20 protein-coding genes are annotated in these 19650 nt (G+C 61.5%); 15 read left to right on the top strand and 5 right to left on the bottom strand.

What is annotated here, in order from left to right; genetic code table 11:
- Nucleotides 1-17: 17 nt before the first annotated feature.
- Nucleotides 18-326, bottom strand: coding sequence for a hypothetical protein (locus N2597_RS26675; protein ID WP_040142320.1), 309 nt, complete (start codon nt 324-326; stop codon nt 18-20).
- A 181-nt stretch (nt 327-507) separates the two neighbouring features.
- Between N2597_RS26675 and dinB the strand changes: the two genes are divergently transcribed.
- The 4 genes from dinB to N2597_RS26655 all read left to right on the top strand — a co-directional run bounded on the left by dinB (nt 508) and on the right by N2597_RS26655 (nt 3707).
- Nucleotides 508-1596, top strand: a complete 1089-nt coding sequence (dinB, locus tag N2597_RS26670; protein ID WP_183601896.1) for a DNA polymerase IV — start codon at nt 508-510, stop codon at nt 1594-1596.
- 158 nt (nt 1597-1754) lie between these two features.
- Nucleotides 1755-2291, top strand: coding sequence for a nutrient deprivation-induced protein (locus N2597_RS26665; protein WP_183602183.1), 537 nt, complete (start codon nt 1755-1757; stop codon nt 2289-2291).
- Nucleotides 2284-2700: a phage holin family protein gene (locus N2597_RS26660; RefSeq protein WP_096762417.1), complete on the top strand. Its 417-nt coding sequence runs from the start codon at nt 2284-2286 to the stop codon at nt 2698-2700. The genes N2597_RS26665 and N2597_RS26660 overlap by 8 nt, the downstream gene beginning before the upstream one ends.
- Nucleotides 2700-3707: a DUF3618 domain-containing protein gene (locus tag N2597_RS26655; protein ID WP_106797476.1), complete on the top strand. Its 1008-nt coding sequence runs from the start codon at nt 2700-2702 to the stop codon at nt 3705-3707. Before N2597_RS26660 ends, N2597_RS26655 begins: the two co-directional genes overlap by 1 nt.
- A 193-nt stretch (nt 3708-3900) precedes the next feature.
- Here the strand turns inward: N2597_RS26655 and N2597_RS26650 are convergent, their stop codons facing one another.
- Nucleotides 3901-4650, bottom strand: coding sequence for a sulfite exporter TauE/SafE family protein (locus N2597_RS26650; RefSeq protein WP_096762419.1), 750 nt, complete (start codon nt 4648-4650; stop codon nt 3901-3903).
- Between the two features lie 316 nt (nt 4651-4966).
- On the opposite strand from N2597_RS26650, the gene N2597_RS26645 reads away from it, so the two are divergent.
- Nucleotides 4967-5155 (top strand): hypothetical protein, encoded by a 189-nt coding sequence (locus tag N2597_RS26645; protein WP_010056880.1) that lies wholly within the window; start codon nt 4967-4969, stop codon nt 5153-5155.
- 60 nt (nt 5156-5215) lie between these two features.
- Here the strand turns inward: N2597_RS26645 and N2597_RS26640 are convergent, their stop codons facing one another.
- Nucleotides 5216-5758: a hypothetical protein gene (locus tag N2597_RS26640; protein WP_096762420.1), complete on the bottom strand. Its 543-nt coding sequence runs from the start codon at nt 5756-5758 to the stop codon at nt 5216-5218.
- A 150-nt stretch (nt 5759-5908) separates the two neighbouring features.
- Between N2597_RS26640 and N2597_RS26635 the strand changes: the two genes are divergently transcribed.
- Entirely contained in the window at nt 5909-7048 is a 1140-nt protein-coding gene (locus N2597_RS26635) for an ROK family transcriptional regulator (RefSeq protein ID WP_106797474.1), read from the top strand.
- Here N2597_RS26635 and N2597_RS26630 read toward each other — a convergent pair.
- Nucleotides 7045-8091 carry a Gfo/Idh/MocA family protein gene (locus tag N2597_RS26630; protein WP_183601898.1) on the bottom strand — a complete coding sequence of 349 codons (1047 nt, stop codon included), beginning with the start codon at nt 8089-8091 and terminating at the stop codon, nt 7045-7047. The genes N2597_RS26635 and N2597_RS26630 overlap by 4 nt on opposite strands.
- A gap of 353 nt (nt 8092-8444) precedes the next feature.
- Between N2597_RS26630 and N2597_RS26625 the strand changes: the two genes are divergently transcribed.
- The 9 genes from N2597_RS26625 to repC all read left to right on the top strand — a co-directional run bounded on the left by N2597_RS26625 (nt 8445) and on the right by repC (nt 18982).
- Entirely contained in the window at nt 8445-9743 is a 1299-nt protein-coding gene (locus tag N2597_RS26625) for an extracellular solute-binding protein (RefSeq protein ID WP_183601900.1), read from the top strand.
- Nucleotides 9744-9980: 237 nt separating this feature from the next.
- Nucleotides 9981-10910, top strand: a complete 930-nt coding sequence (locus N2597_RS26620; protein ID WP_096771196.1) for a carbohydrate ABC transporter permease — start codon at nt 9981-9983, stop codon at nt 10908-10910.
- A complete protein-coding gene (locus tag N2597_RS26615; RefSeq protein WP_096762425.1) occupies nt 10907-11749 on the top strand; it encodes a carbohydrate ABC transporter permease in 843 nt (280 codons plus the stop codon). The genes N2597_RS26620 and N2597_RS26615 overlap by 4 nt, the downstream gene beginning before the upstream one ends.
- Nucleotides 11750-11792: 43 nt before the next feature.
- Nucleotides 11793-13031, top strand: a complete 1239-nt coding sequence (locus N2597_RS26610; RefSeq protein WP_183601903.1) for an ROK family transcriptional regulator — start codon at nt 11793-11795, stop codon at nt 13029-13031.
- A 28-nt stretch (nt 13032-13059) separates the two neighbouring features.
- Nucleotides 13060-13914 (top strand): sugar phosphate isomerase/epimerase family protein, encoded by an 855-nt coding sequence (locus N2597_RS26605; RefSeq protein ID WP_183601905.1) that lies wholly within the window; start codon nt 13060-13062, stop codon nt 13912-13914.
- A 22-nt stretch (nt 13915-13936) separates the two neighbouring features.
- Complete coding sequence (locus N2597_RS26600) at nt 13937-14998, top strand: ABC transporter ATP-binding protein (protein WP_183601907.1); 1062 nt, start codon at nt 13937-13939, stop codon at nt 14996-14998.
- A 237-nt stretch (nt 14999-15235) separates the two neighbouring features.
- Nucleotides 15236-16444 carry a plasmid partitioning protein RepA gene (repA, locus tag N2597_RS26595; protein WP_183601909.1) on the top strand — a complete coding sequence of 403 codons (1209 nt, stop codon included), beginning with the start codon at nt 15236-15238 and terminating at the stop codon, nt 16442-16444.
- A 69-nt stretch (nt 16445-16513) separates the two neighbouring features.
- Nucleotides 16514-17485, top strand: coding sequence for a plasmid partitioning protein RepB (repB, locus tag N2597_RS26590; protein WP_040112502.1), 972 nt, complete (start codon nt 16514-16516; stop codon nt 17483-17485).
- A gap of 213 nt (nt 17486-17698) precedes the next feature.
- Entirely contained in the window at nt 17699-18982 is a 1284-nt protein-coding gene (gene repC / locus N2597_RS26585; protein ID WP_183601911.1) for a plasmid replication protein RepC, read from the top strand.
- On the opposite strand, the gene N2597_RS26580 is transcribed toward repC, so the two are convergent.
- Nucleotides 18975-19445 (bottom strand): ProQ/FINO family protein, encoded by a 471-nt coding sequence (locus N2597_RS26580; protein WP_040112504.1) that lies wholly within the window; start codon nt 19443-19445, stop codon nt 18975-18977. The two genes, repC and N2597_RS26580, sit on opposite strands and share 8 nt — an antisense overlap.
- Nucleotides 19446-19650: the final 205 nt, after the last annotated feature.

Below are 19650 nucleotides of genomic sequence, written 5' to 3'. Positions count from 1 at the left end.
GCCAGCTTCCTTTCCGCTCAGCGCTGTGAAACCCGCAGTGCGCCGGCATCTCCAAGACTGCGCTGGACGGCGGCGAGCTGACTGGATGCGATATCGGCCGAAACCTCGATCTCGCCTTCGAGCGGAGCGTCGCGACGGACGCCATCGTTATGTGAAACGTCGCCACCCGATGGCGCCGAGCCGGCGGTGTTGCGATCGGTCGCCGACTGGATGAAAATGTCGGGCCTCGCGATACCGTGCTGCTGAACCAGATGTTCGACGGCGAGATCGGCTGCCTCTCGCGTTTCAAAGATCGCTCTGATCGTCATGGTGCTGTCGTCCGCCATCGGGGGTCTCCTGAGATCGATTTCCACAGGGTGAGAACGCCTGCGGAGGCTGGTGGTTTCGACGAAAGGATCAAGGCGCCTGTCGAAATGGTTGATCTCGCGTTGAAGCCTGCTATGTTCTCTTTTTGTTTCGGCGTAAATATCTCCAGGTACCGATGCCATTGCGATCGCTGAAGCGGCCATGAACGAGATGAGTGCAACGCCAATCCGAAAGATCGTCCACATCGACATGGATGCGTTTTATGCGTCCGTCGAGCAGCGCGACAATCGCGACTTGCGGGACAAACCGATTGCCGTTGGCGGATCGGCCGCTCGCGGCGTGGTGGCGGCAGCAAGCTACGAGGCACGGGTCTACGGCGTCCACTCGGCCATGCCGTCAGTCACCGCCAAGCGGAAATATCCGGACCTGATTTTCGTGCCGCCGCGCTTCGACGTCTACAAAGCCGTGTCGCAGCAAATTCGTGAGATCTTTGCCGAATACACGCCGTTGATCGAGCCGCTTTCACTCGACGAAGCCTATCTCGATGTCACTGACAACCTCAAGGGCATGGAAATCGCCACCGAAATTGCGACGGAGATCCGCGCCAGGATCAAGCAAGTCACCGGCCTCAACGCATCGGCCGGGATTTCCTACAACAAGTTCCTGGCCAAGATGGCGAGCGACCTTAACAAGCCGAACGGCCAGGCCGTCATCACACCGAAGAACGGGCCGGCCTTCGTCGAGGCCCTCCCCGTCAAGAAATTCCATGGCGTCGGCCCGGCAACGGCCGAAAAGATGCACCGGCTCGGGATCGATACCGGCGCCGACCTCAAGGGAAAGACGCTGGAATTCCTAGTGGAGCATTTCGGGAAGTCAGGACCCTATTTCCATGGTATCGCCCGCGGCATCGACGAGCGCCAGGTCAAGCCGGACCGGGTGCGCAAATCCGTCGGCGCCGAGGATACCTTCTCAAAAGACCTCCATGCCTACGAGCCGGCCCGCGAAGGTCTTCAGCCGCTGATCGAAAAGGTGTGGGGCTATTGCGAGGCCAATGGGATCGGCGCCAAGACGGTGACGCTGAAGATCAAATATGCCGACTTCAATCAGATCACCCGCAGCAGGACAGTTCCGGGCCTCTTGCCGGCGATCACGGACCTCGAAGAGATAATCAGCCTGCTGCTGGCGCCGATTTTTCCGCCGCCAAAGGGCATCCGGCTGCTCGGCATTACTCTGTCGTCGCTGGAACGGCGGGCCCCAGGAACAGAACCGCAGCTGCGACTGGCGTTTTAGATCGCAACCATCGGCTGAGGAGAAGCTTCGGACTAACATCCTCGCGCGTCAAAATCGCCCTCACCGAAGAAGGAGACGAGGAACTTCTTACCCTGCTGGAACAAAGCGGGAAGATTGAGGTTCGGCGCTGGCACACATTACAAGCCATGGAGGCCTCAATGACTGACGTATTTTCCGCGCCGGAAGGAGAACGCAGTCGGCCTGCGGACGCCTCTCCGACCACTGAGCTGAAAGACAAGATCAGCGACGATATCAGCGCGACCAAGGAGATGGTGAAGGAGGCATCCGACGCCGGCCTGGATAAGGCAAAGGAGGTGGTTTCCGAGCAGGTGCACTTTGCCGCTCACCAGCTGAGCGGAATTGCAACCGCGTTGGAGAAGGTAGGGGCGGAGCTCGAAAGCTCCGATCAGCGGCACGTCGGCCGCTACGCTCGGGAACTCGGTCGCAACGTTGCCAGCGCGGCAAGACGGGTGGAGGACAAGGACCTCGGGGAGATGGCTATCCTGGCTGAGGATTTCGGTCGCAGGCAGCCGATCGCTTTTCTGGGAATTGCCGCCCTCGCCGGGCTGACTGCAAGCCGGTTTCTGACCGCCTCCGCCAAACGGTCCGACAAAGCACAGAATGACAAGGCTCGGACAACTGCTCCGTCTGCACCGGCATTCGTTTCGGGAAGCAAGGACAACCAAAATGGTTAAGCCAGCTGAAAACACACCATTGGCCGAGCTGATCGGCGGGCTTTTGAGTGACCTTACTGGTCTGCTGCGCAAGGAGATCGACCTCGCCAAAGCGGAAGCATCGGAGAAGCTCTCTGCCGCCGTAAGCGGCGTCGAAATCCTGCTGATAGGAACGATCCTGGCAATCGGTGCCGTCGGCGTGCTGTTGAGCGCCGTCGTCAGCGGTGTCGCGGCGCTGTTCGTGGCGCAAGGGTTCAGCGAGCCTACGGCCAGTGCGCTCGCTGCGATCATCGTCAGCATCGTCATCGGCCTTATTGCCTGGATCATGATCCGGCGGGGCCTTGCCGCCTTCCGTCGCAGCAATCTGGCCCTTGAACGCACCACGACTTCGCTTCGTCGAGACGTGCAAACCGTGAAGGATAAACTCTGATGGAAACGTCTTCAGACAAGTCGTCGCTGCAGCTTCAGCGCGAAATCGACCAAGATCGCCAGCGACTTGGGGAACGTATCAACGCGATCCAGGAGCGCATGTCACCCGGCCAACTGGTCGACGAGGTTATCGCCTACGCCAAAAACAGCGGCGGCAGCGAGTTCGTCGGAAATCTCGGCCGAGCGCTTAAGGAAAATCCGCTTCCGGTGGCGCTCATGGGCGTCAGTCTCGCCTGGCTTATGGCCAAAGGCACGCCTTCATCGGCGACCGGTTCAACGACCTCAACCGAGCCGGAATACGACCTCTATCCCGTTCAGGGGCCCGTGCGCCGCCTTGGGCCGCCGACCTCCGTCGGGGGCGTTCGATACAGCCATTTCTCCGACAGCACCGGCAAGACGCTGAAGGCTCTCACCGATGAAACGGGACGCCGCGCGGGTCATTTTGTCGATGAAACGGGCAAGACCTATCGCGGTTTCGTCGATGCCAGCGGCAAGCGGGTCGACCAGATTGTCGATGAGACCGGGGCTATCCTGGACGCTGCATCCGGTTGGGCCGCCGAAAAGTGGGAGCAAGCCAAGACTGCCGTGCAAGGCGTGTCCGACCGCGCGACGGGAACGGCGAGTGCGCTCGCCGACCAGGCCTCTTCTGCCGTAACGAACCTGCACGAACAGACAAACAAGCTCAATGCAATGATCCTCCACCAGTTCCGCGATCAACCGCTGGTCGGCGGCGCATTGGCTTTTGCAGTCGGAGCCGCGATCGGCGCAGCACTTCCGAGCACCGAAATTGAAGATGAACTCGCTGGCGAAGCATCGGATGCCACCAAGGAAGCGATAAGCGAACAGACCTCTGAACTTGTCGATCAGGGCACCGCCATGGCTTCAAACGCCTATCAACACGCGGTCGCGGTTGCATCAGACGCCCACGACGACATCAAGGATCGCCTTGCTGAAGAAGTCGAATCCCTCCGCAAGCCAGGAGCCCGGGAACCGACGATACCGGGCTGACCGCGAGCCGCAGCCTGACTGAAGTTCAACCGGTCGTGTTGACAGTTCGGCTTGATCGAGCTGTCCGCCAACGACGATGGCGAAGCCGGCATGGACGAACATGATGCCGCGCTGAGGGGCGCTTCCAATCGGAACGCGTCTTCAGTCTGCTAGATTTAAGTTCCTCAGATGGTCGAGGGTCCCGGACCTCCGCTCAAAGATAAGCTCGCGAAAAGAATACCGCGGTCGTCAAAAGGGCGACCGCGAGGGTTAGCATCCGGACGATCGATGACGGCAGCCTGCGTCCGACATGCGCTCCGATCCACCCGCCGATGACGGCTCCGAACGTCATGGAAATGCACTGTTGCCATACGATTGCCCCGGCCAGTACGAAGACGACGACGGCGACCGCGTTTGCAGCAGTTACCATTACCATCCTTGTCGGATTCAGGCTCTTGATCTCCCCGCCCCCGAGCACGCTCCATGCCGCGAGCATCATAAGGCCCACCGCGCCGCCGAAATAGCCGCCATAAAGACCGAGAAAGAACTGAACCGTCGCGAAGGCCAGAACACTCGGATGTGCCTGCGTCTGCAGCTTGGCGCTGAGCCTTGGCCCCGCAGCCAGCATCAATGTCGCCACCAGCAAAAGCCATGGCAGCATTCCATCGAAGATCCTGGATGGGGTTAGAAGTAATAAAACACTTCCGGCCACACCACCCAACACCGTCACGATAGCGATGGCCATGACATTGATACCGCACACACTCTTAACCCCATCACGGTAGACCCACGAGCTCGCCATCCCGCCGGGAAACAAGGCTAAAGTGCTTGTCGCGTTTGCGGCAACCGACGGCACGCCGACCGATATCAGCGCAGGCAGGGATACGAACGACCCGCCGCCCGCCAACGCATTCATGCTGCCTGCCAGCAAGCCGGCCAGGAAAAGAAGAATCATATCGTACATGTTCAGGTCGCCTTAGCACCGAAGGCCGAGACACTTGTCTATAATCGGGGCCCAAGACAATCGCGCCGGTGTAAGTCCTGTGGAAAAGCAGGCGGCTTGAAAGGATCCGAGTCCTCGGCGGGTTGGGAGCATTGTTGAGGTCATGCAACGCGACCATCAGTATCATTGCTCGGATGGGGAAGGCAGAAAGCCAACGCCTTTCAACGAATAACGGAATCTTGATCGGGCGCAACAGTTTACCGATCGCCGCATCGGCCTATTTGCGCGGTCATCACACTGAAGACGCCGGCTCTCGGCTGGCGATGGGAGGGTGGAGATGTTGCAGATTCGCAAATCATTGGCAGCCGTCGCAGCCGTCATCGCGGTTGCCGTCTCGTTGCCTTCCTGCACGACCAGCTCAACCGACTCGGTGCAAACCGGCTCGGTCGGATATAGCAGCGTCGACTATGGCCTCAGACCTGCCTGCCGCGACGGCTTTGGCAACGATCGTCCCTGCAGCTACTGAATGTATAACCCGTCGGGCGACCCTGGGCTATGCCGTCGGAGGCAGGAATTTTATTCGGCTTCAGCTTTGCTGCGAGCGTTCAAAGTAGCGACTCACGATGTCCTTGACTTGGCTTGAACTGAACCCCGGAACCCATCTGTGCGGTATCGCGACGGTTCGCGCAAGAGGCTGCCGCTTGCGCAGTTGTTCAAGTATCTCCGGATCAGCATCCTCGCGCACAGTCAGATAGATCAGCCCCGCCCACCAGGCCTGGGGAATATCAACACGTTCGATCATTGACCAAGGGATGAGCTTCGGCAGCTTTTGACCAGTGATGCCGTGGGAGCCGATTACGATCAAAGGCTTCGTGAAGTCCACCTGCCGGGCCTTTACCGCAACATAAACGATGACGCCGAGGAACACGATCGCGAACAGGCCCTCTCCGACACCGCTCGTGGGTCTGCTCATTTCGATCTGCCCAAGGGCGACAAGTGAGAGGCAGACGAAAAGGAGTGCCATGACGCCAAGGAACATGAAGAGGTATCCAACGCTCCCTCGCAAAACGAGAATTTGATGGGTGGCGTTTGGGTCGCGGTCGCTGGCGGGAGAATGTTCATCGGTCATCTGTTGAATTCAACTCTCCACGCAAGTAATTCCGCGCGCACTTTAACTGTGTAGAGCGCGGCTCCTTCGCTACAAGCATCTACCGGAAAATCGTTACGAACACCTACAAGCGTGATACACAATCGAGATAGTGCTCTAGGAAAGACGGTCATGCGGCATCTTCGGTCAGGGCCGCGTCGGCTTCACACCCAGGAGCTGGGCGGTCCGCGCGCCAAAACGGTGGGTCTGAGGTCGGGCGAGATTGCCGACCGGAATATTCGCGTCATCCTGGAAGCGATCCGCCGGCATGGGCCGCTGACGCGCACCGAGCTGGGGCGGCATAGCGGGCTGACTGGGCCGGGCATCACCAATATTCTGCGGCGGCTGGCGGAGGAGAAGCTCGTCACCTCGAACCGCCGCATCGGGCTTGGCGGCGGCGCGACGGCGACGGAATTTGCTCTGCGGCCGGAAGGCGCCTTTTCTGTCGGGCTCAAGCTTCGCAAGCGGCGCGGCGAGATCGTGCTCGTCGATCTGAGCGGCCAGGTGCATGAGCGGGCTTATTTTGATGTGGACCCGGCGGACAAGGTCAGGCTGGTGCATGCGGCCGTCCGCGATATGGTCGATCGGCATGCCGGTCTGCCGGTCATCGGGCTCGGCATCGCCGCCAACGAGTGGACGGAGGATGAGAGTGACGTGATCGCCACGATGTCGACGATTGCGCGGCCCTATGTCGAGAACGAATGCACAGCCGGCCTTCTTGCCGAGCGCACGATCGGCAGCGCGCTGCCGGAGGGCGGGCTCGCGATGATCATCATCGACGACGACGTGCAGGCGGGCTTCCTCATCCGCGGCGTTCCCTATTCCGGCGTGCACGGGCGGGCGGGCAGCATCGGCGAAATGCTGACCGGGCCGGACAATGTCCAGCTCAATACCGTCGTCGGCTTCGGCTCCCTGCGCGCGCGTATCGGCGAGGAGGATTTCGCCCGGCTGCTGAAGGGCGAGGAATTCTCCTGTCCCTTGCTGTCGCAATGGATCCGCGAGGCCGCGGGCCATCTGCTCGATCCGATCATCGCCATGGCCGGTTTCCTCGCCCCGAGCACCGTCATGATCGGCGGAGATCTGCCGCAGGGCGTGATCCAGGCGCTGATCCACCAGCTTTCGATCGAGCGGCGCGATACGTCGACGCGCCCGATCATCACGCCGTGGATTTCACCGATGCGGCCGGCAAGCTTCAGCGGCGGCGGCGTCGCGCTTGGTGCCGCCCTCCTGCCCTTCCTCAACACGCTGCTGCTGCCGCCGGCCTCGGCCTAAGTGAGCGCCTCGTCCTTGTGGCAGAGGTCTGAGGCCAGCGCCTTGTCGAGGACCTTCTGGATATTCGCCGCACGACGGAAGGACGGCTCCTGTGTCTTGCTTGCCCTGACAGCCTGAACGAAACGCTGATAATTGGTCTCGACGGGATCGAAGGGCACGTCGCGCCAGGTGGCGGTGTGCACGTCCTCGCCGATGCAGGCGCGCAGCGTCGATTTGCCGGTATCGTAGATCATCTCGACCGAGCCGGTTTCGCCGTAAACCCTGAGGCGCAGCTGATCCATCTGGCCGGCGGCGGTGCGCGTCGCCTGGATCGTGCCGATCGCGCCATTGGTGAAGTCGACATTCATAGTGAAGCTGTCATTGGCGTCGAGATCGTATTCGCCGATCCTGTGATCCGGCGCCTTGTCGAAGGTTTTCAACCGCGCGAAGACGTGGGCGACATCGAGGCCGGAACCATAGGAGGCGAAATCGACGATGTGGATGCCGATATCGCCGAGCGCGCCGTTCGAGCCGTGCTTCCGGCTCAGCCGCCAGAGCCATTTGCTTTCGCTCTTCCAGTCGCCCCAGTGGCGGCCGACCAGCCAGCTTTGCAGATGCGACGCCTCGACATGGCGCACAGCGCCGATCTCGCCGGCCAGCACCATCTGCCGTCCCTTCTGCAGCGCCGGCGAATTGCGATAGGTGAGGTTGACCATGCCGACCTTGCCCGCCCGCTCGATCGCCTCGGTCATCTCCATGGCCTTGACCGCATCGGTGGCGAGCGGCTTTTCGCAGAAGACATGCTTGCCGGCGGCAATTACCTGAAGCGTCGTCGGGTGGTGGATGCTGTCGGGCGTGACATTGGCAACCGCATCGAACTCGCCCCAGGCAAGCGCATCCTCGAGCGAGAGGAAATGAGTGGCGATGCCATGTTCGGTGCAGAAGGCCGCGAGCCTTTCCGGAATAACATCGACCCCGCCGACGACGCTGACGCCTTCGATCGCCTTGAAACGTGCGGCGTGCTGGTTGGCCATGCCGCCGGTGCCGAGAATGAGTAAACGCATCTTCTCCTCCACAGAGTTTAGGTTTCCGGCTGCCGCCGGCAAAAACCGCCGCTTGCGGTCACGGTCGTCCGCGATCGCTCGGGCTCTTCCTCGGGAAAATTGCGGGGTGGATGCGCCGCGCGTCCGGTGGACGCTCCATCACCTTCGATCCGGCGCATGACCTCGCGAAGTCGACTCGATTTTCGCCGGCAGCGCGCTAGCTGCTGTTGAAGGTCGCCAGCATCTCGATCCTCCCGAAAGCTCTGGCTTGACATCAAATCAAAGTAACTTAATCTAATTAATGCAGCACGGAAACGAGGAGAGGTCAACTGACCGCCAGGCTGTATTCGTTCAAAATGGGGAGGAGACCCATCATGAAGAGCGCGACCGTCAGCGCATTGGCGCTGAGCACTATCCTATTTTCAGCATCCGCCATTTTTGCCCAGGAACTTGCCACCAAAGACCGGATCGGCCTTGCCGATGCGGCCAAAACTCTCGTCGTCCGCCTGACCAACGACAGCCCGAACAATTCCGACCCCGCCATTGCGGAGGGCTATCAGAAACTCTTCGTCGAATTCATCAAGAAGCATCCCGAGTGGAAACTGCAGATGCAGTTCATGTCCTCCGACATCGGCACCGAGCAGGCGAAGATGCTGGAGCAGGCCAAGGCCGGCAATGCGCCGGATTGCGCCGCCGTCGACTCCTTTGTGCTGTCGCAGTTCATGGTCAACAAGGTGCTGGCCGATTTCACGCCCTACTTCTCGAAGGAAGAAGTGGACGATCTCTTCCCCTTCATCCGCGCCGGCATCACCGACAAGGACCAGACGGTGCGCGCCTGGTGGTGGGATACGGACCTTCGCGTGCTCTACCGCAACAAGTCTGTCGTAGCAGATGCGCCTGAGACCTGGGACGACCTGAAGAAGGCCGCCCTTGCCTCCACCAAGGAAGGCATGGAAGGCGTTCTCTTCAATGGCGGACGTTGGGAAGGCACGACCTTCGACTGGCTGGCCAATTACTGGGCGCTCGGCGGCAAACTCGTCGACGACAGCGGCAAGCCGGTGTTCGGCGAAGGCGAGAACAAGGAGAAATTCCTGAAGGCGCTGAACTACTTCAAGGATCTCGTCGATTCCGGCGCGGCCCCCAAGCGCGTCAGCACCATCGCCAATTACGACGACATGAACGCGGCGGCCGCAGCCGGCACGACGGCGCTCTTCATCGGCGGCAACTGGCAATATGCGCAGCTGAAGACGACGCTCGAGGAAGACGAGTTCGCCAACTGGACCTTCTCGCCGATCCCCGGCCCGACGGCCGATCAGCGCTCGACCGGCACCGGCGGCTGGACGATCGCCTCCTTCAGCAAGGACAAGGAGAAGATCGAAATGTGCGCCAATCTGGCGCGCGAGGTCTATATGGGACCGGCCAACGCGCTGCAGCAGCAGCTGCCGACGCGCAAATCGCTGTTCGACAAATACGAGGTCTTCTCCACCGAAGCCAACAAGACCTTCGCCCAGGCTCTGGTCAACGGCCAGGCCCGCCCCGGCGTCCCGATCTATCCTGAAATATCGAACCAGATCCAGATCATGATGGGCGACGTGCTCTCGGGCACGAAGAAACCGGAAGAAGCGCTGGATGCCGCATTCAGCGGGGCGATGGAGGCTTACAAGCGTCTGTGATGGCGCGGCGTCGCTAGCCAGCCCCTCATCCGGCTGCCGCCACCTTCTCCCCGCCTGCGGGGAGAAGGGAACACGCCGCAAGCTCCCCGTTTCCATCTACCTCTCGCAGGGCACGTCCCCTCTCCCCGCGAGCGGGGAGAGGGTTAGGGTGAGGGGCAGCTACTCCAACGCTTCAGACAGCGGCGGCGCCTGGCCTAGAGGCGCCGTCGAAAATGCCAAACCCGGACAGAGAAGCCAATGAGCCCCATTGCCATCGAGGCCGACAGCCAGCCTCAAAGCAGAACGTTCATGCGCCGGTTCGCCGGTGCGCCCCTGCCCTGGATCATGCCCGTGATCATCGTCATCGGCATATTCTATCTCTACCCCGTGATCGATGTTTTCCGGCTTTCCTTCACAAACGCGACGCTGATCGGCGACAATCAGGACTATACGCTGGGCTCGATCACCAATGCGCTGAGCTCGCCGCAGCTGCCCGACATCTTATGGGCGACGCTGATCTTCGTCGGCGGCAGCGTCATCGGCCAGCAGATCCTCGGCCTTGCCGTCGCCGTCACCGTCATCCGCGGCGAAAAGCGCGGCCTGTTCGGCACGACGATCCTGAGAACGACGGCGCTCGTCGCCTGGGTCGTGCCCGGCATTGCCGGCGGCATCATCTGGCAGATGCTGTTTTCCGAAGCGCCCTATGGCGCGCTGAACAGCATTCTGAGATTGATGCACATGCCGACCGTTGCCTGGCTTTCCGATCCGGCAATCGCGCCCTGGTCGACGCTGATCTCCAACATCTGGCGTGGCACAGCCTTTTCCATGGTCGTCATGTATGCGGCGCTGAAGGCGATCGATCCATCGCTCTATGAAGCGGCCGAAGTCGACGGCGCCACCGCCTCGCAACAGTTCTTCTTCGTCACGTTGCCGCAGCTGCGCGCCGCCATCCTCGTCAACATGATCCTCATCACCATCCAGACGGTGAACACTTTCGATGCAATCATCACGCTGACGGGCGGCGGTCCCGGGCGGGCGACCGAGGTCATCTCGCTCTACGTCTTCAACATCGTCTTCCGGAACTACGATCTCTCCGGCGGCAGCGTGCTCTCCGTGCTGATGCTGATCATCAGCCTCGGGCTCGCCTTCGTCTATGCCTCGTTCCTGCCGAAGGAGGAAGAGCAATGAGCCAGCGCACTGGAACCCGGCTCGGCGATGCCATGAGTTATCTCTTCATGCTGGCGATGTTCATCTTCTTCGCCGGCCCCCTCACCTATCTCCTGTCGATGGCGATGCGCGACAAGCGCGAGATCTATCGCGGCGCGGCGCGTTATATTCCCAACAATCCGACCATCGACAATTTCATCACCGTTCTCAACAACAGCTATTTCCCGATCTATCTCTGGAACGGCCTCAAGCTCGCCGCCTTGAGCGGCTTCGGCGTGCTGATCGTGGCGCTGCCCGCGGCCTACGCCTTTTCCCGCTTCAATTTCCGCGGCAAGGGCCTGTCGATGATGGGCCTGCTGCTTTTCCAGATGATCTCGCCGCTCGTCATCATGGTGCCGCTCTACCGCTACATGAACCGGCTTGGAATGCTGGATACGCATTTTGCCGTCGTCATGGTCTATATCGCGCTCGGCGTTCCCCTTGCGACATGGCTGTTGAAGAGCACGATTGACGGCATTCCGCGCAGCCTCGACGAGGCGGCGATGATCGACGGCTGCAACCGGTTCTCGGTCTTCTGGCGGATCATTCTGCCGCTGTCGGCGCCGGGCATCGCCTCGGTCTTCATCATCACGGTCATTGCCGGCTGGTCGCAATTCCTGGTGCCTTTCCTGCTGCTCACCAAAAATGACCTGATGCCGATCGGTGTGGGAATCTTTAACTTCCGCGGCATGCAGACCGACTCGTCCATCCAACTGCTTGCCGCCGCCTGCCTGATCTCGGTCGTTCCGGCGATCGTGGCATTCCTGTCGCTGCAGAGGCTGATCCTCGGCGCGATGACCAGCGGCGCGGTGAAGGGATGAGACGGACTGCTCCATTCTTGACGCGTGAGGAAGGATTGAACGCATGAACCAGACGCTCGGCGCCAGGCTCTCCCCGGATCTGACGGGAGCCAATGTCGAAGATGCCGGCGAGCACAACCGAGCCGTCGTCCTGCGCTGCATACACCGTCAGGCGCCGATCTCACGTGCCGAAATCGCCAGGCGGACCGGTTTTACCAAACCGGCGATCGCCCGCATCGTCGACCGCCTGCTCGACGAGGGCCTGATCATGGAAGCCCGCCGACGCCGCGGGCTGCGCGGCCAGCCGGCGATTGAGCTGGAGATCAATCCGGATGCCTCTTACGCCATCGGCATCAATATCGATCGCGATCATCTGACGATCCTCGCCGTCGATGCCGTCGGCAATGTCCGCGCCCGGGTGCATCACGAAAAGCGCTTCATCCTGCCTGGCGAATTCATGCAGCTGACGGCCGATGCGATCTCGCATTTCCAGCGCAGCCGGCTGATCGACGATGCGCGCCTTTGCGGTATCGGGCTGGCGGTGCCCGATTGGCTCGGCGAAATCTCGTTGCTCGGCAAGCCGGATGCCTATCAGGAATGGACGGAATTCGATGTGCGCACCGCACTCGAGAACCTGACACAGCACCCCGTCTTCATCGAAAACGAGGCCAATGCGGCAGCCCTTGCCGAGCTCGATTACGGCCTCGGCGCCGAAAGCAGCAGCTTCTTCTATATCGCCGTCAATGCCTGCCCGGGCGGCGGCCTGGTGCTCGACGGCAACGGCCATCGCGGCGCCATGGGCCTCAGCGGCGAGATCGGCTGGCTGCCGATCGCCGACGGCCGCGACGGCAAAAGCCAGAAGGTCCAGCTTCTCGGCGAGATCTTCTCGCTGTTCTTCCTCTATGATTTCCTGGCCAAACACGGCATCGAAGTGAGCGTTCCCCAGGATCTGCTGACACTCGACGCGCATGGAAGGCGGCTCGTTTCGCAGTGGCTGAAGGAGATGAGCGCCCATCTGGCGGTCGCCGTCAAACATATCGCCATGATCGTCGATCCCGATGCCGTGCTCGTCGGCGGCAGGCTGCCGATCCGCATCGTCGATGAATTGCTGCGTTATGTGCACGAACATCTCGACTCCGAGGACACCAACCTGCCCTCGCTGCATCGCGCCTCGATCGGCGAGGACGCCTCGGCCATGGGCGCGGCCGCGATGCCGATGGCCGCCGCCCTGATGCTTGCATCGGCGGATGTGGCGCAACGCACGCGCTCGCCGCTGAAAAACATGGATCGGCTGAACAGTTGAAACGGCCGCTGGACCCCGGGAGGAATTGATGAAGATCGGCTTCTATACCTCGACATTCAATGACCGCCCGCTGGAGGAAGTGGTGGATTTCGCCGCCTCGGCCGGTTTCGACGCCATCGAGATCGATGTCGGCGGCCATATCAAGACGCCGGACCGGGTGGCGGACGCCGTCGCGCTTGCGAGGCACCGCAACCTCTTCGTCTCCTCGATCACCTATTTCGGCAACCAGCTCGATGCCGACCGCGACAAGCGCCGGGAGCTCAGGGGTAGGACGGTGGAATTCGCCCGGGCGATCGGCGAGGCCGGTGTGCCGATCTTCGTGATCTTCCCGGGCCGGGACGACAGCGCAAGCGACGAGGCCAATTATGACGATTTCGCCGACTTTGCGAACGGACTGATCGAGGAGATGCGATCCTCCGGCCTGACCTTCGCGATCGAGAATTGGCCGGGACCGAAAGACAATTTCATCGGCACGACGCCAAAGGGTTGGCAGGAGCTTTTCGCGAGAATCCCGGATCGCCGCTTCGGGCTGGAATTCGATCCCTCGCACCTCATCCGCATCGGCGTCGATCCCTATCGGGCGATGGAGGCAGTGAAGGATCGCATCGCCATCCTGCATGCCAAGGATACGGCGATCGACAAGGAGGCTCTGCAGGCGATCGGCTATCACGGCAGGGGCTGGTGGCAATACAAGCTGCCGGGGCTCGGTCTTCTCGACTGGCCGCGTTTCCTCAGCCAGGCGCGCGGACATGGTTTCGATGGCACGCTGTCGATCGAGCATGAGGATGCCGCCTATGGCTGGCCGGGCAAGGATCTCCATGCGCGCAAGGAGGGCGAGCGCCTCGGCCTCGATTATCTCAAAAGCGTCTTGAACGGACTTTGACGGCGAATTCTGGAGGAGTTTCATGGCCCATGTATCGGTCAGCAATGCGCGCAAGGATTACGGCGCGTTCAAAGCCATCAAAGGCGTGTCGGTCGATATCGGCGACGGCGAGTTCGTCGTGCTGGTCGGCCCCTCCGGCTGCGGGAAATCGACGCTGCTCAGGATGATCGCGGGCCTCGAAGGCATCACCTCAGGCCAGATCCAGATCGGCAAGCATATCGTCAACGAGCTTGCGCCCAAGGACCGCGACATCGCCATGGTCTTCCAGAACTACGCGCTCTATCCGCATATGACGGTCGCCAAGAACATGGGCTTCTCGCTGCGGCTGAAGCGCATGCCGAAGTCGGAGATCGACCACCGGGTCGGCAATGCCGCCAAGATCCTCGGCCTCGAAAATCTGCTTGAGCGCTATCCGAAGCAGCTTTCGGGCGGCCAGCGCCAGCGCGTGGCGATGGGCCGGGCGATCGTGCGCGATCCGGCCGTCTTCCTCTTCGACGAGCCCTTGTCGAACCTCGACGCCAAGCTGCGCGTGCAGATGCGCTCGGAGATCAAGGAACTGCATCAGCGGCTGCAGACGACGACGATCTACGTCACCCACGATCAGATCGAGGCCATGACCATGGCCGACAAGATCGTCGTCATGAAGGACGGGCTGATCGAGCAGTCCGGCTCGCCGCTCGAACTCTACGACCGGCCGAGCAATCTCTTCGTCGCCGGCTTCATCGGCTCGCCCGCGATGAATTTCGTCGAGGGCAGCATGGGAGAAGACGGCTTCAAGACGGTGGATGGGCTGCTGCTGCCGAGCGAGCGCCGTCCGCTCGACGCGGTCATCTACGGCATTCGCCCCGAACATATCAGGCTCGACCCTGATGGCATTGAAGTAACGACGATCGTCGTCGAGCCGACGGGCTCGGAAACGCTGGTCCTCGTCCGGCTGGGAGGGCAGACGCTGACCTGCGTCTTCCGCGAGCGGATCAGGGCCGCTCCCGGTGACATATTGAAGATCGCGCCGATCCACGATGCCGTGCACCTCTTCGCTGCCGACGAGCAGCGGATCACCACAGGCGAAGCGCCATTGAGCTAAGCCCGCCGAATGCCCCTCCCCTTCGGCCGGGCGTAGCCGGGGGCGCGTTATCAGCGCCCCCGGCCCAGAACCCCGGTCATTCCAGATGCTGTGCAGCAGGTCCAAGTGCTTGAATGAGCGAGGAAAATGTTAATATGCGTTAACCTTAAATTTCTTGGTCGGCACCGGAGAATCGCGGATAATAACGGTTAGAGGGGCTTTTGATCCCGAAAATCGTTATCCGAGAGATTGCCGCCGATGAACGCTAATTTGAACGCCTTAAAGGCCGTGCCGCTCTACTTCGAGGATCAGATTCTCGAACATGGCGACGTTATTTCGAAGAAGCTGCATCTGCTCAGCGTGCAGCGTTTTCCGCCCAATGCGAAGAAGACGCTGCGCAGCTTCTCGCTGGCGGAGGTCGCCAATTATGTCGGGGCGTCGCAGAGCACGCTGAAGAAACTGCATCTCGAAGGCAAAGGCCCCTGCCCGCAGACCTCGCCTTCCGGACGGCGCTCCTACAACGCCGAGCAAATGTTGGAGCTCAGGCGCTACCTTGATGCGCATGGCCGCTCCGAGAGCCGCATGTATGTGCCCCATCGCCGCGGAAATGAGAAGCTGCAGGTCATCGCCGTCGTCAACTTCAAGGGCGGCTCGGGCAAGACGACGACATCAGCCCATCTCGCCCAACATCTGGCGCTGACCGGGCACCGGGTGCTCGCCGTCGATCTCGATCCGCAGGCTTCGCTCTCTTCCCTGCACGGTTTCCAGCCGGAATTCGACCAGGCCTCCTCTCTTTATGAGGCGATCCGCTACGACGGCGAGAAGAAGAAGCTCTCGGAGATCATCCACAGCACCAATTTTCCCGGCCTCGAAATCGTGCCGGCCAATCTCGATCTGCAGGAATACGAGTACGACACGCCGCTCGCCATGGCAGACAAATCGAGCAATGACGGCAAGACCTTCTTCACCCGCATCTCGCGGGCGCTTGCTGAGGTCGACGACCGCTACGACGTCGTCGTCATCGATTGTCCGCCGCAGCTCGGCTATCTCACGCTGACGGCGCTGACGGCTGCGACCAGCGTCTTGATCACCATCCATCCGCAGATGCTCGACGTCATGTCGATGGGCCAGTTCCTGCTCATGCTCGGCGGCATCCTGAAACCGATCCGCGCCGCCGGCGCCGAAGTGAATCTCTCCTGGTACCGCTACCTCATCACCCGTTACGAACCGACCGACGTGCCGCAGGCGCAGATGGTGGGCTTCATGTCGACCATGTTCAACGAATTCATGCTGAAGCATCAGATGGTCAAATCGACAGCGATCTCGGATGCCGGCATTACCAAGCAGACGCTTTACGAGGTCGAGCGTTCCTCGATGAACCGGGGAACCTATGATCGGGCGATCGAGGCGATGGACGCCGTCAATGCCGAGATCGCCGGCCTCATTCATCAGGCATGGGGGCGGTGAATTTGTCGGCTGACAAATTCACGGTTTCCTTCAACCGAATCAGTTGTTTGACCGCAATCGGAGGAAGACATGGCACGGAAAAATCTGCTTGAGGGGCTCACCGAGATGCCCGAGAGCGCGGGCGCGCCGAACTATCCGATGCGCGGGGCAGGCCGCTCGCTCGTCCGCTCGCTGGACGAGCTGGCCAAGCAGGCGGAGAAATTCCTCGAGGGCGAGGCGGTGGTCGATCTCAACCCCGAGCTCGTCGAGGCCTCCTTCGTCAAGGACCGGCTGTCGGAGGATGACGAGGCGTTCCGCGCGCTGGTCGAGGCGATCCGCGCGCGCGGGCAGGACACACCCATCCTGGTGCGCCCCCATAGCAAGATTGACGGCCATTATCAGGTGGTCTTCGGCCACCGGCGCCTGCGCGCCGCCCGCGAACTCGGCCGCAATGTCCGCGCCGTCGTCAAGGCGATCGACGACCGCACCCATGTCATCGCCCAGGGCCAGGAAAATTCGGCTCGCGCCGACCTCACCTTCATCGAGCGGGCGCTCTTCGCCAACCGGCTGGAGGAGCTCGGCTATGACAGGGAGGTGATTTCGACGGCGCTCGCCGCCAATGCGGCTTCGGTTTCGAAGATGATGTCGGTCATGGAGCGGCTGCCGCAAGAGGTCGTGCAGGCGATCGGCCCGGCGCCCGGCGTCGGCCGCGAACGCTGGGTGGAACTATCGCTGCTCGCCGGCAGATCGGCCAATGCGGCGGATGTCACCAAGGTCCTCGAAGGCGACAACTTTCATCAGTTACCTTCCGACAAACGTTTCGAAGCGCTCTATGCGGCGCTCAACAAAAGCGCGCGGCCGGTGAAGAAAACGGCAGCGGCAAGGAAGGTGACATGGCAGCCGCTTGATAAGGCGGTGCAGGCGGAAATGAAGAATGACGGCAAGGCGTTCTCGCTCTCGATGAAGGCGAGGAATGCCGGCCGCTTCGGGGAATTTCTCTCCACTAGGCTGGATGCGCTCTATGAGCAATTCCTCGCCGAGGAGGGCAAACAAGGAGACTGAACCGCAAAAGAAAAAGGCCCCCTAACGAACGAGTCGTGGAAGCCCTTCTCACATCCTTAAGCAAGACAGAGAATCGCATTTTCACGAATCCCCGTCAAGAGTCCTGAAGCGCTCGCCCGCGTCTTTTCAGATGCGGCAATGACGCTGCAGTGCCCTCAACCCTCGCATCGTTTCGGTGAGCGGATTTCTTTTGCCTGAATAGAGGTGAAGGAAATGGAGAGTGAATCTGTGACGACGCCCTTCGGGCGGCGGCCGATGTCGCTTGCCCTGCTGCTGAAACAGCGGCGCGGCGAAGCGATCGCGGCCGGAACGACGCGCAACAAATGGAAGCTGTTCCGATCGGTCTGCGAGGCGCGGGCAGGGCTCGGCGTGACCGACCGGGCGCTCACCGTGCTGGATGCGCTGCTGAGCTTTTATCCCGAGGACGAGCTCTCCAGCGAAAAAGGACTGGTGGTCTTTCCCTCGAATACGCAGCTTTCGCTGCGGGCACGCGGCATGGCCGCCGCAACGCTGCGCCGGCATCTCGCCGTGCTCGTCGAGGCCGGCCTGATTTCCCGCAAGGACAGCCCGAACGGCAAGCGTTATGTCCGCCGCGGCAGGGCAGGCGGCATCGACGAGGCCTATGGCTTCAGCCTGGCGCCGCTTCTTGCCCGTGCGAGCGAGATCGAAGCGATTGCCGCCGGGCTCGCCGCCGACCGGCAGATGCTGCGGGCAATGAAGGAGCGGCTGACGATTTGCCGGCGCGACATCGTCAAGCTCCTCGCCGCAGCCGTCGAGGAGGCCGTTCTCGGCGACTGGGAGCGGATGTCTTCGCTGTTTCATGCACTGCTGCAGCGCATCCCGAAGGCGGCAACGCTCGAAAATCTGCCGCCGCTGCTCGAAGAGCTGGAGACGATCCGACTTAGCATGATCAACACGTTGGAATCGCATAAGAAAATGCAAATTGCGAGCACCAATGAATCCCAGAGTGAGCGCCACATACAGAATTCGAATCCCGAATCCCTATCTGAATCTGAACCGGGTTTGGGAACGCAGCAGGAGGCGAGGTGGGACGACCAGCCGAGGACTGGACCGGAAAACCATGACCAGGGCAGGCGAGGGGACGGCGGGCAGGGGATTCGGGCTGTGTCCCGGCCGGATGCCGGCAGATTGAAATCCTTCCCGCTCGGCACGGTGCTGCAAGCCTGCCCCGATATTGCCGATTACGGCCCAGGCGGGGCGATCGGCAGCTGGCGCGATCTCATGACGGCGGCGGTCACCGTGCGCACGATGCTGCGCGTCAGCCCGCCGGCCTATGAGGAAGCCTGTTCGGTGATGGGGCCGGAAAATGCCGCGACCGTCATGGCCTGCATCCTGCAAAGGGGAGGGGGCATCACCTCCGCCGGCGGCTATCTCAGGGATCTCACGCGCCGCGCCGGACGCGGCGAATTCGCGCTCGGTCCGATGCTGATGGCGCTCTTGCGGGCGAAAAATCCGCCAATCGCCGAGGTTAGCTGACGGTGCTCTTTCTGCCGCGCAGAAGGGCGGCGCGGATCTGTTCGTTCTTGCTGAGGACGGGAGGGGGAACCGGCGCCGGCTCGGGCGCCTCGGCCTTGGCGCTCTGCTTGAGGCTCAGGAAGCGCTTCTGCGCGACCAGCCGGTCTTCGGCCGACAAGGGTTCGACCGGTTCGCCGTCGATGTTGTGGCGCATGGAATCGGGCTGGGCGCTGGCGAAATAATAGCGCCGGCAATGGACATAGGCGGCGGTCGCGCGCCGGAGCGTCGTCACCCCGGCCTCGGGCTTCAAGAGCGGCCGCAGCTCGTTGAACAGGCCGACGGCGAAGGGAAGGACGGGATCGCCGGGCTTGGCCGGAAGCACGCCGACCGGCCGGATCAACATGCTGTTGATCGCGTTCGCCTTCTCCACATCGAGCTCGGTCGCCGCAATCGGCCCGCGGCTGATCTTCCAGGGTTTGTCCATGCATTCTCCATAACGGCCGACTATGATGGTATCTTGACGGATAGGCCAATAACGCCGCGGCTCGCACATTGCCAGCCCGCGGCGCGCTTCCATTTCCGGGCGGATATAGGTTCGGCCTTATCGGTTTGCCATTTCCATATAATCGTTTTTATCGCGGAATGTGCATTGACCTCCGGCATCGATTACACTTCTTATCCGCGCCCAA

This window comes from Rhizobium sophoriradicis, from assembly GCF_025200795.1.
GTDB classification, from domain to species: Bacteria; Pseudomonadota; Alphaproteobacteria; order Rhizobiales; family Rhizobiaceae; genus Rhizobium; species Rhizobium sophoriradicis.
Note: the sequence above shows the minus strand (reverse complement) of the source record. Positions and strands in the feature narration are given on the sequence as shown.

Excerpts from the sequence above, each read along its gene's own strand:
- N2597_RS26600 (WP_183601907.1), top strand. The coding sequence starts at position 13,937 with ATGGCCCATGTATCGGTCAGCAATGCGCGCAAGGATTACGGCGCGTTC.
- repC (WP_183601911.1), top strand. The coding sequence starts at position 17,699 with ATGGAGAGTGAATCTGTGACGACGCCCTTCGGGCGGCGGCCGATGTCG.
- N2597_RS26620 (WP_096771196.1), top strand. The coding sequence starts at position 9,981 with ATGAGCCCCATTGCCATCGAGGCCGACAGCCAGCCTCAAAGCAGAACG.
- dinB (WP_183601896.1), top strand. The coding sequence starts at position 508 with ATGAACGAGATGAGTGCAACGCCAATCCGAAAGATCGTCCACATCGAC.
- N2597_RS26640 (WP_096762420.1), bottom strand. The coding sequence starts at position 5,758 with ATGACCGATGAACATTCTCCCGCCAGCGACCGCGACCCAAACGCCACC.
- repA (WP_183601909.1), top strand. The coding sequence starts at position 15,236 with ATGAACGCTAATTTGAACGCCTTAAAGGCCGTGCCGCTCTACTTCGAG.
- N2597_RS26625 (WP_183601900.1), top strand. The coding sequence starts at position 8,445 with ATGAAGAGCGCGACCGTCAGCGCATTGGCGCTGAGCACTATCCTATTT.
- repB (WP_040112502.1), top strand. The coding sequence starts at position 16,514 with ATGGCACGGAAAAATCTGCTTGAGGGGCTCACCGAGATGCCCGAGAGC.
- N2597_RS26630 (WP_183601898.1), bottom strand. The coding sequence starts at position 8,091 with ATGCGTTTACTCATTCTCGGCACCGGCGGCATGGCCAACCAGCACGCC.
- N2597_RS26605 (WP_183601905.1), top strand. The coding sequence starts at position 13,060 with ATGAAGATCGGCTTCTATACCTCGACATTCAATGACCGCCCGCTGGAG.
- N2597_RS26655 (WP_106797476.1), top strand. The coding sequence starts at position 2,700 with ATGGAAACGTCTTCAGACAAGTCGTCGCTGCAGCTTCAGCGCGAAATC.
- N2597_RS26665 (WP_183602183.1), top strand. The coding sequence starts at position 1,755 with ATGACTGACGTATTTTCCGCGCCGGAAGGAGAACGCAGTCGGCCTGCG.
- N2597_RS26610 (WP_183601903.1), top strand. The coding sequence starts at position 11,793 with ATGAACCAGACGCTCGGCGCCAGGCTCTCCCCGGATCTGACGGGAGCC.
- N2597_RS26615 (WP_096762425.1), top strand. The coding sequence starts at position 10,907 with ATGAGCCAGCGCACTGGAACCCGGCTCGGCGATGCCATGAGTTATCTC.
- N2597_RS26645 (WP_010056880.1), top strand. The coding sequence starts at position 4,967 with ATGTTGCAGATTCGCAAATCATTGGCAGCCGTCGCAGCCGTCATCGCG.
- N2597_RS26650 (WP_096762419.1), bottom strand. The coding sequence starts at position 4,650 with ATGTACGATATGATTCTTCTTTTCCTGGCCGGCTTGCTGGCAGGCAGC.
- N2597_RS26580 (WP_040112504.1), bottom strand. The coding sequence starts at position 19,445 with ATGGACAAACCCTGGAAGATCAGCCGCGGGCCGATTGCGGCGACCGAG.
- N2597_RS26675 (WP_040142320.1), bottom strand. The coding sequence starts at position 326 with ATGGCGGACGACAGCACCATGACGATCAGAGCGATCTTTGAAACGCGA.
- N2597_RS26635 (WP_106797474.1), top strand. The coding sequence starts at position 5,909 with ATGCGGCATCTTCGGTCAGGGCCGCGTCGGCTTCACACCCAGGAGCTG.
- N2597_RS26660 (WP_096762417.1), top strand. The coding sequence starts at position 2,284 with ATGGTTAAGCCAGCTGAAAACACACCATTGGCCGAGCTGATCGGCGGG.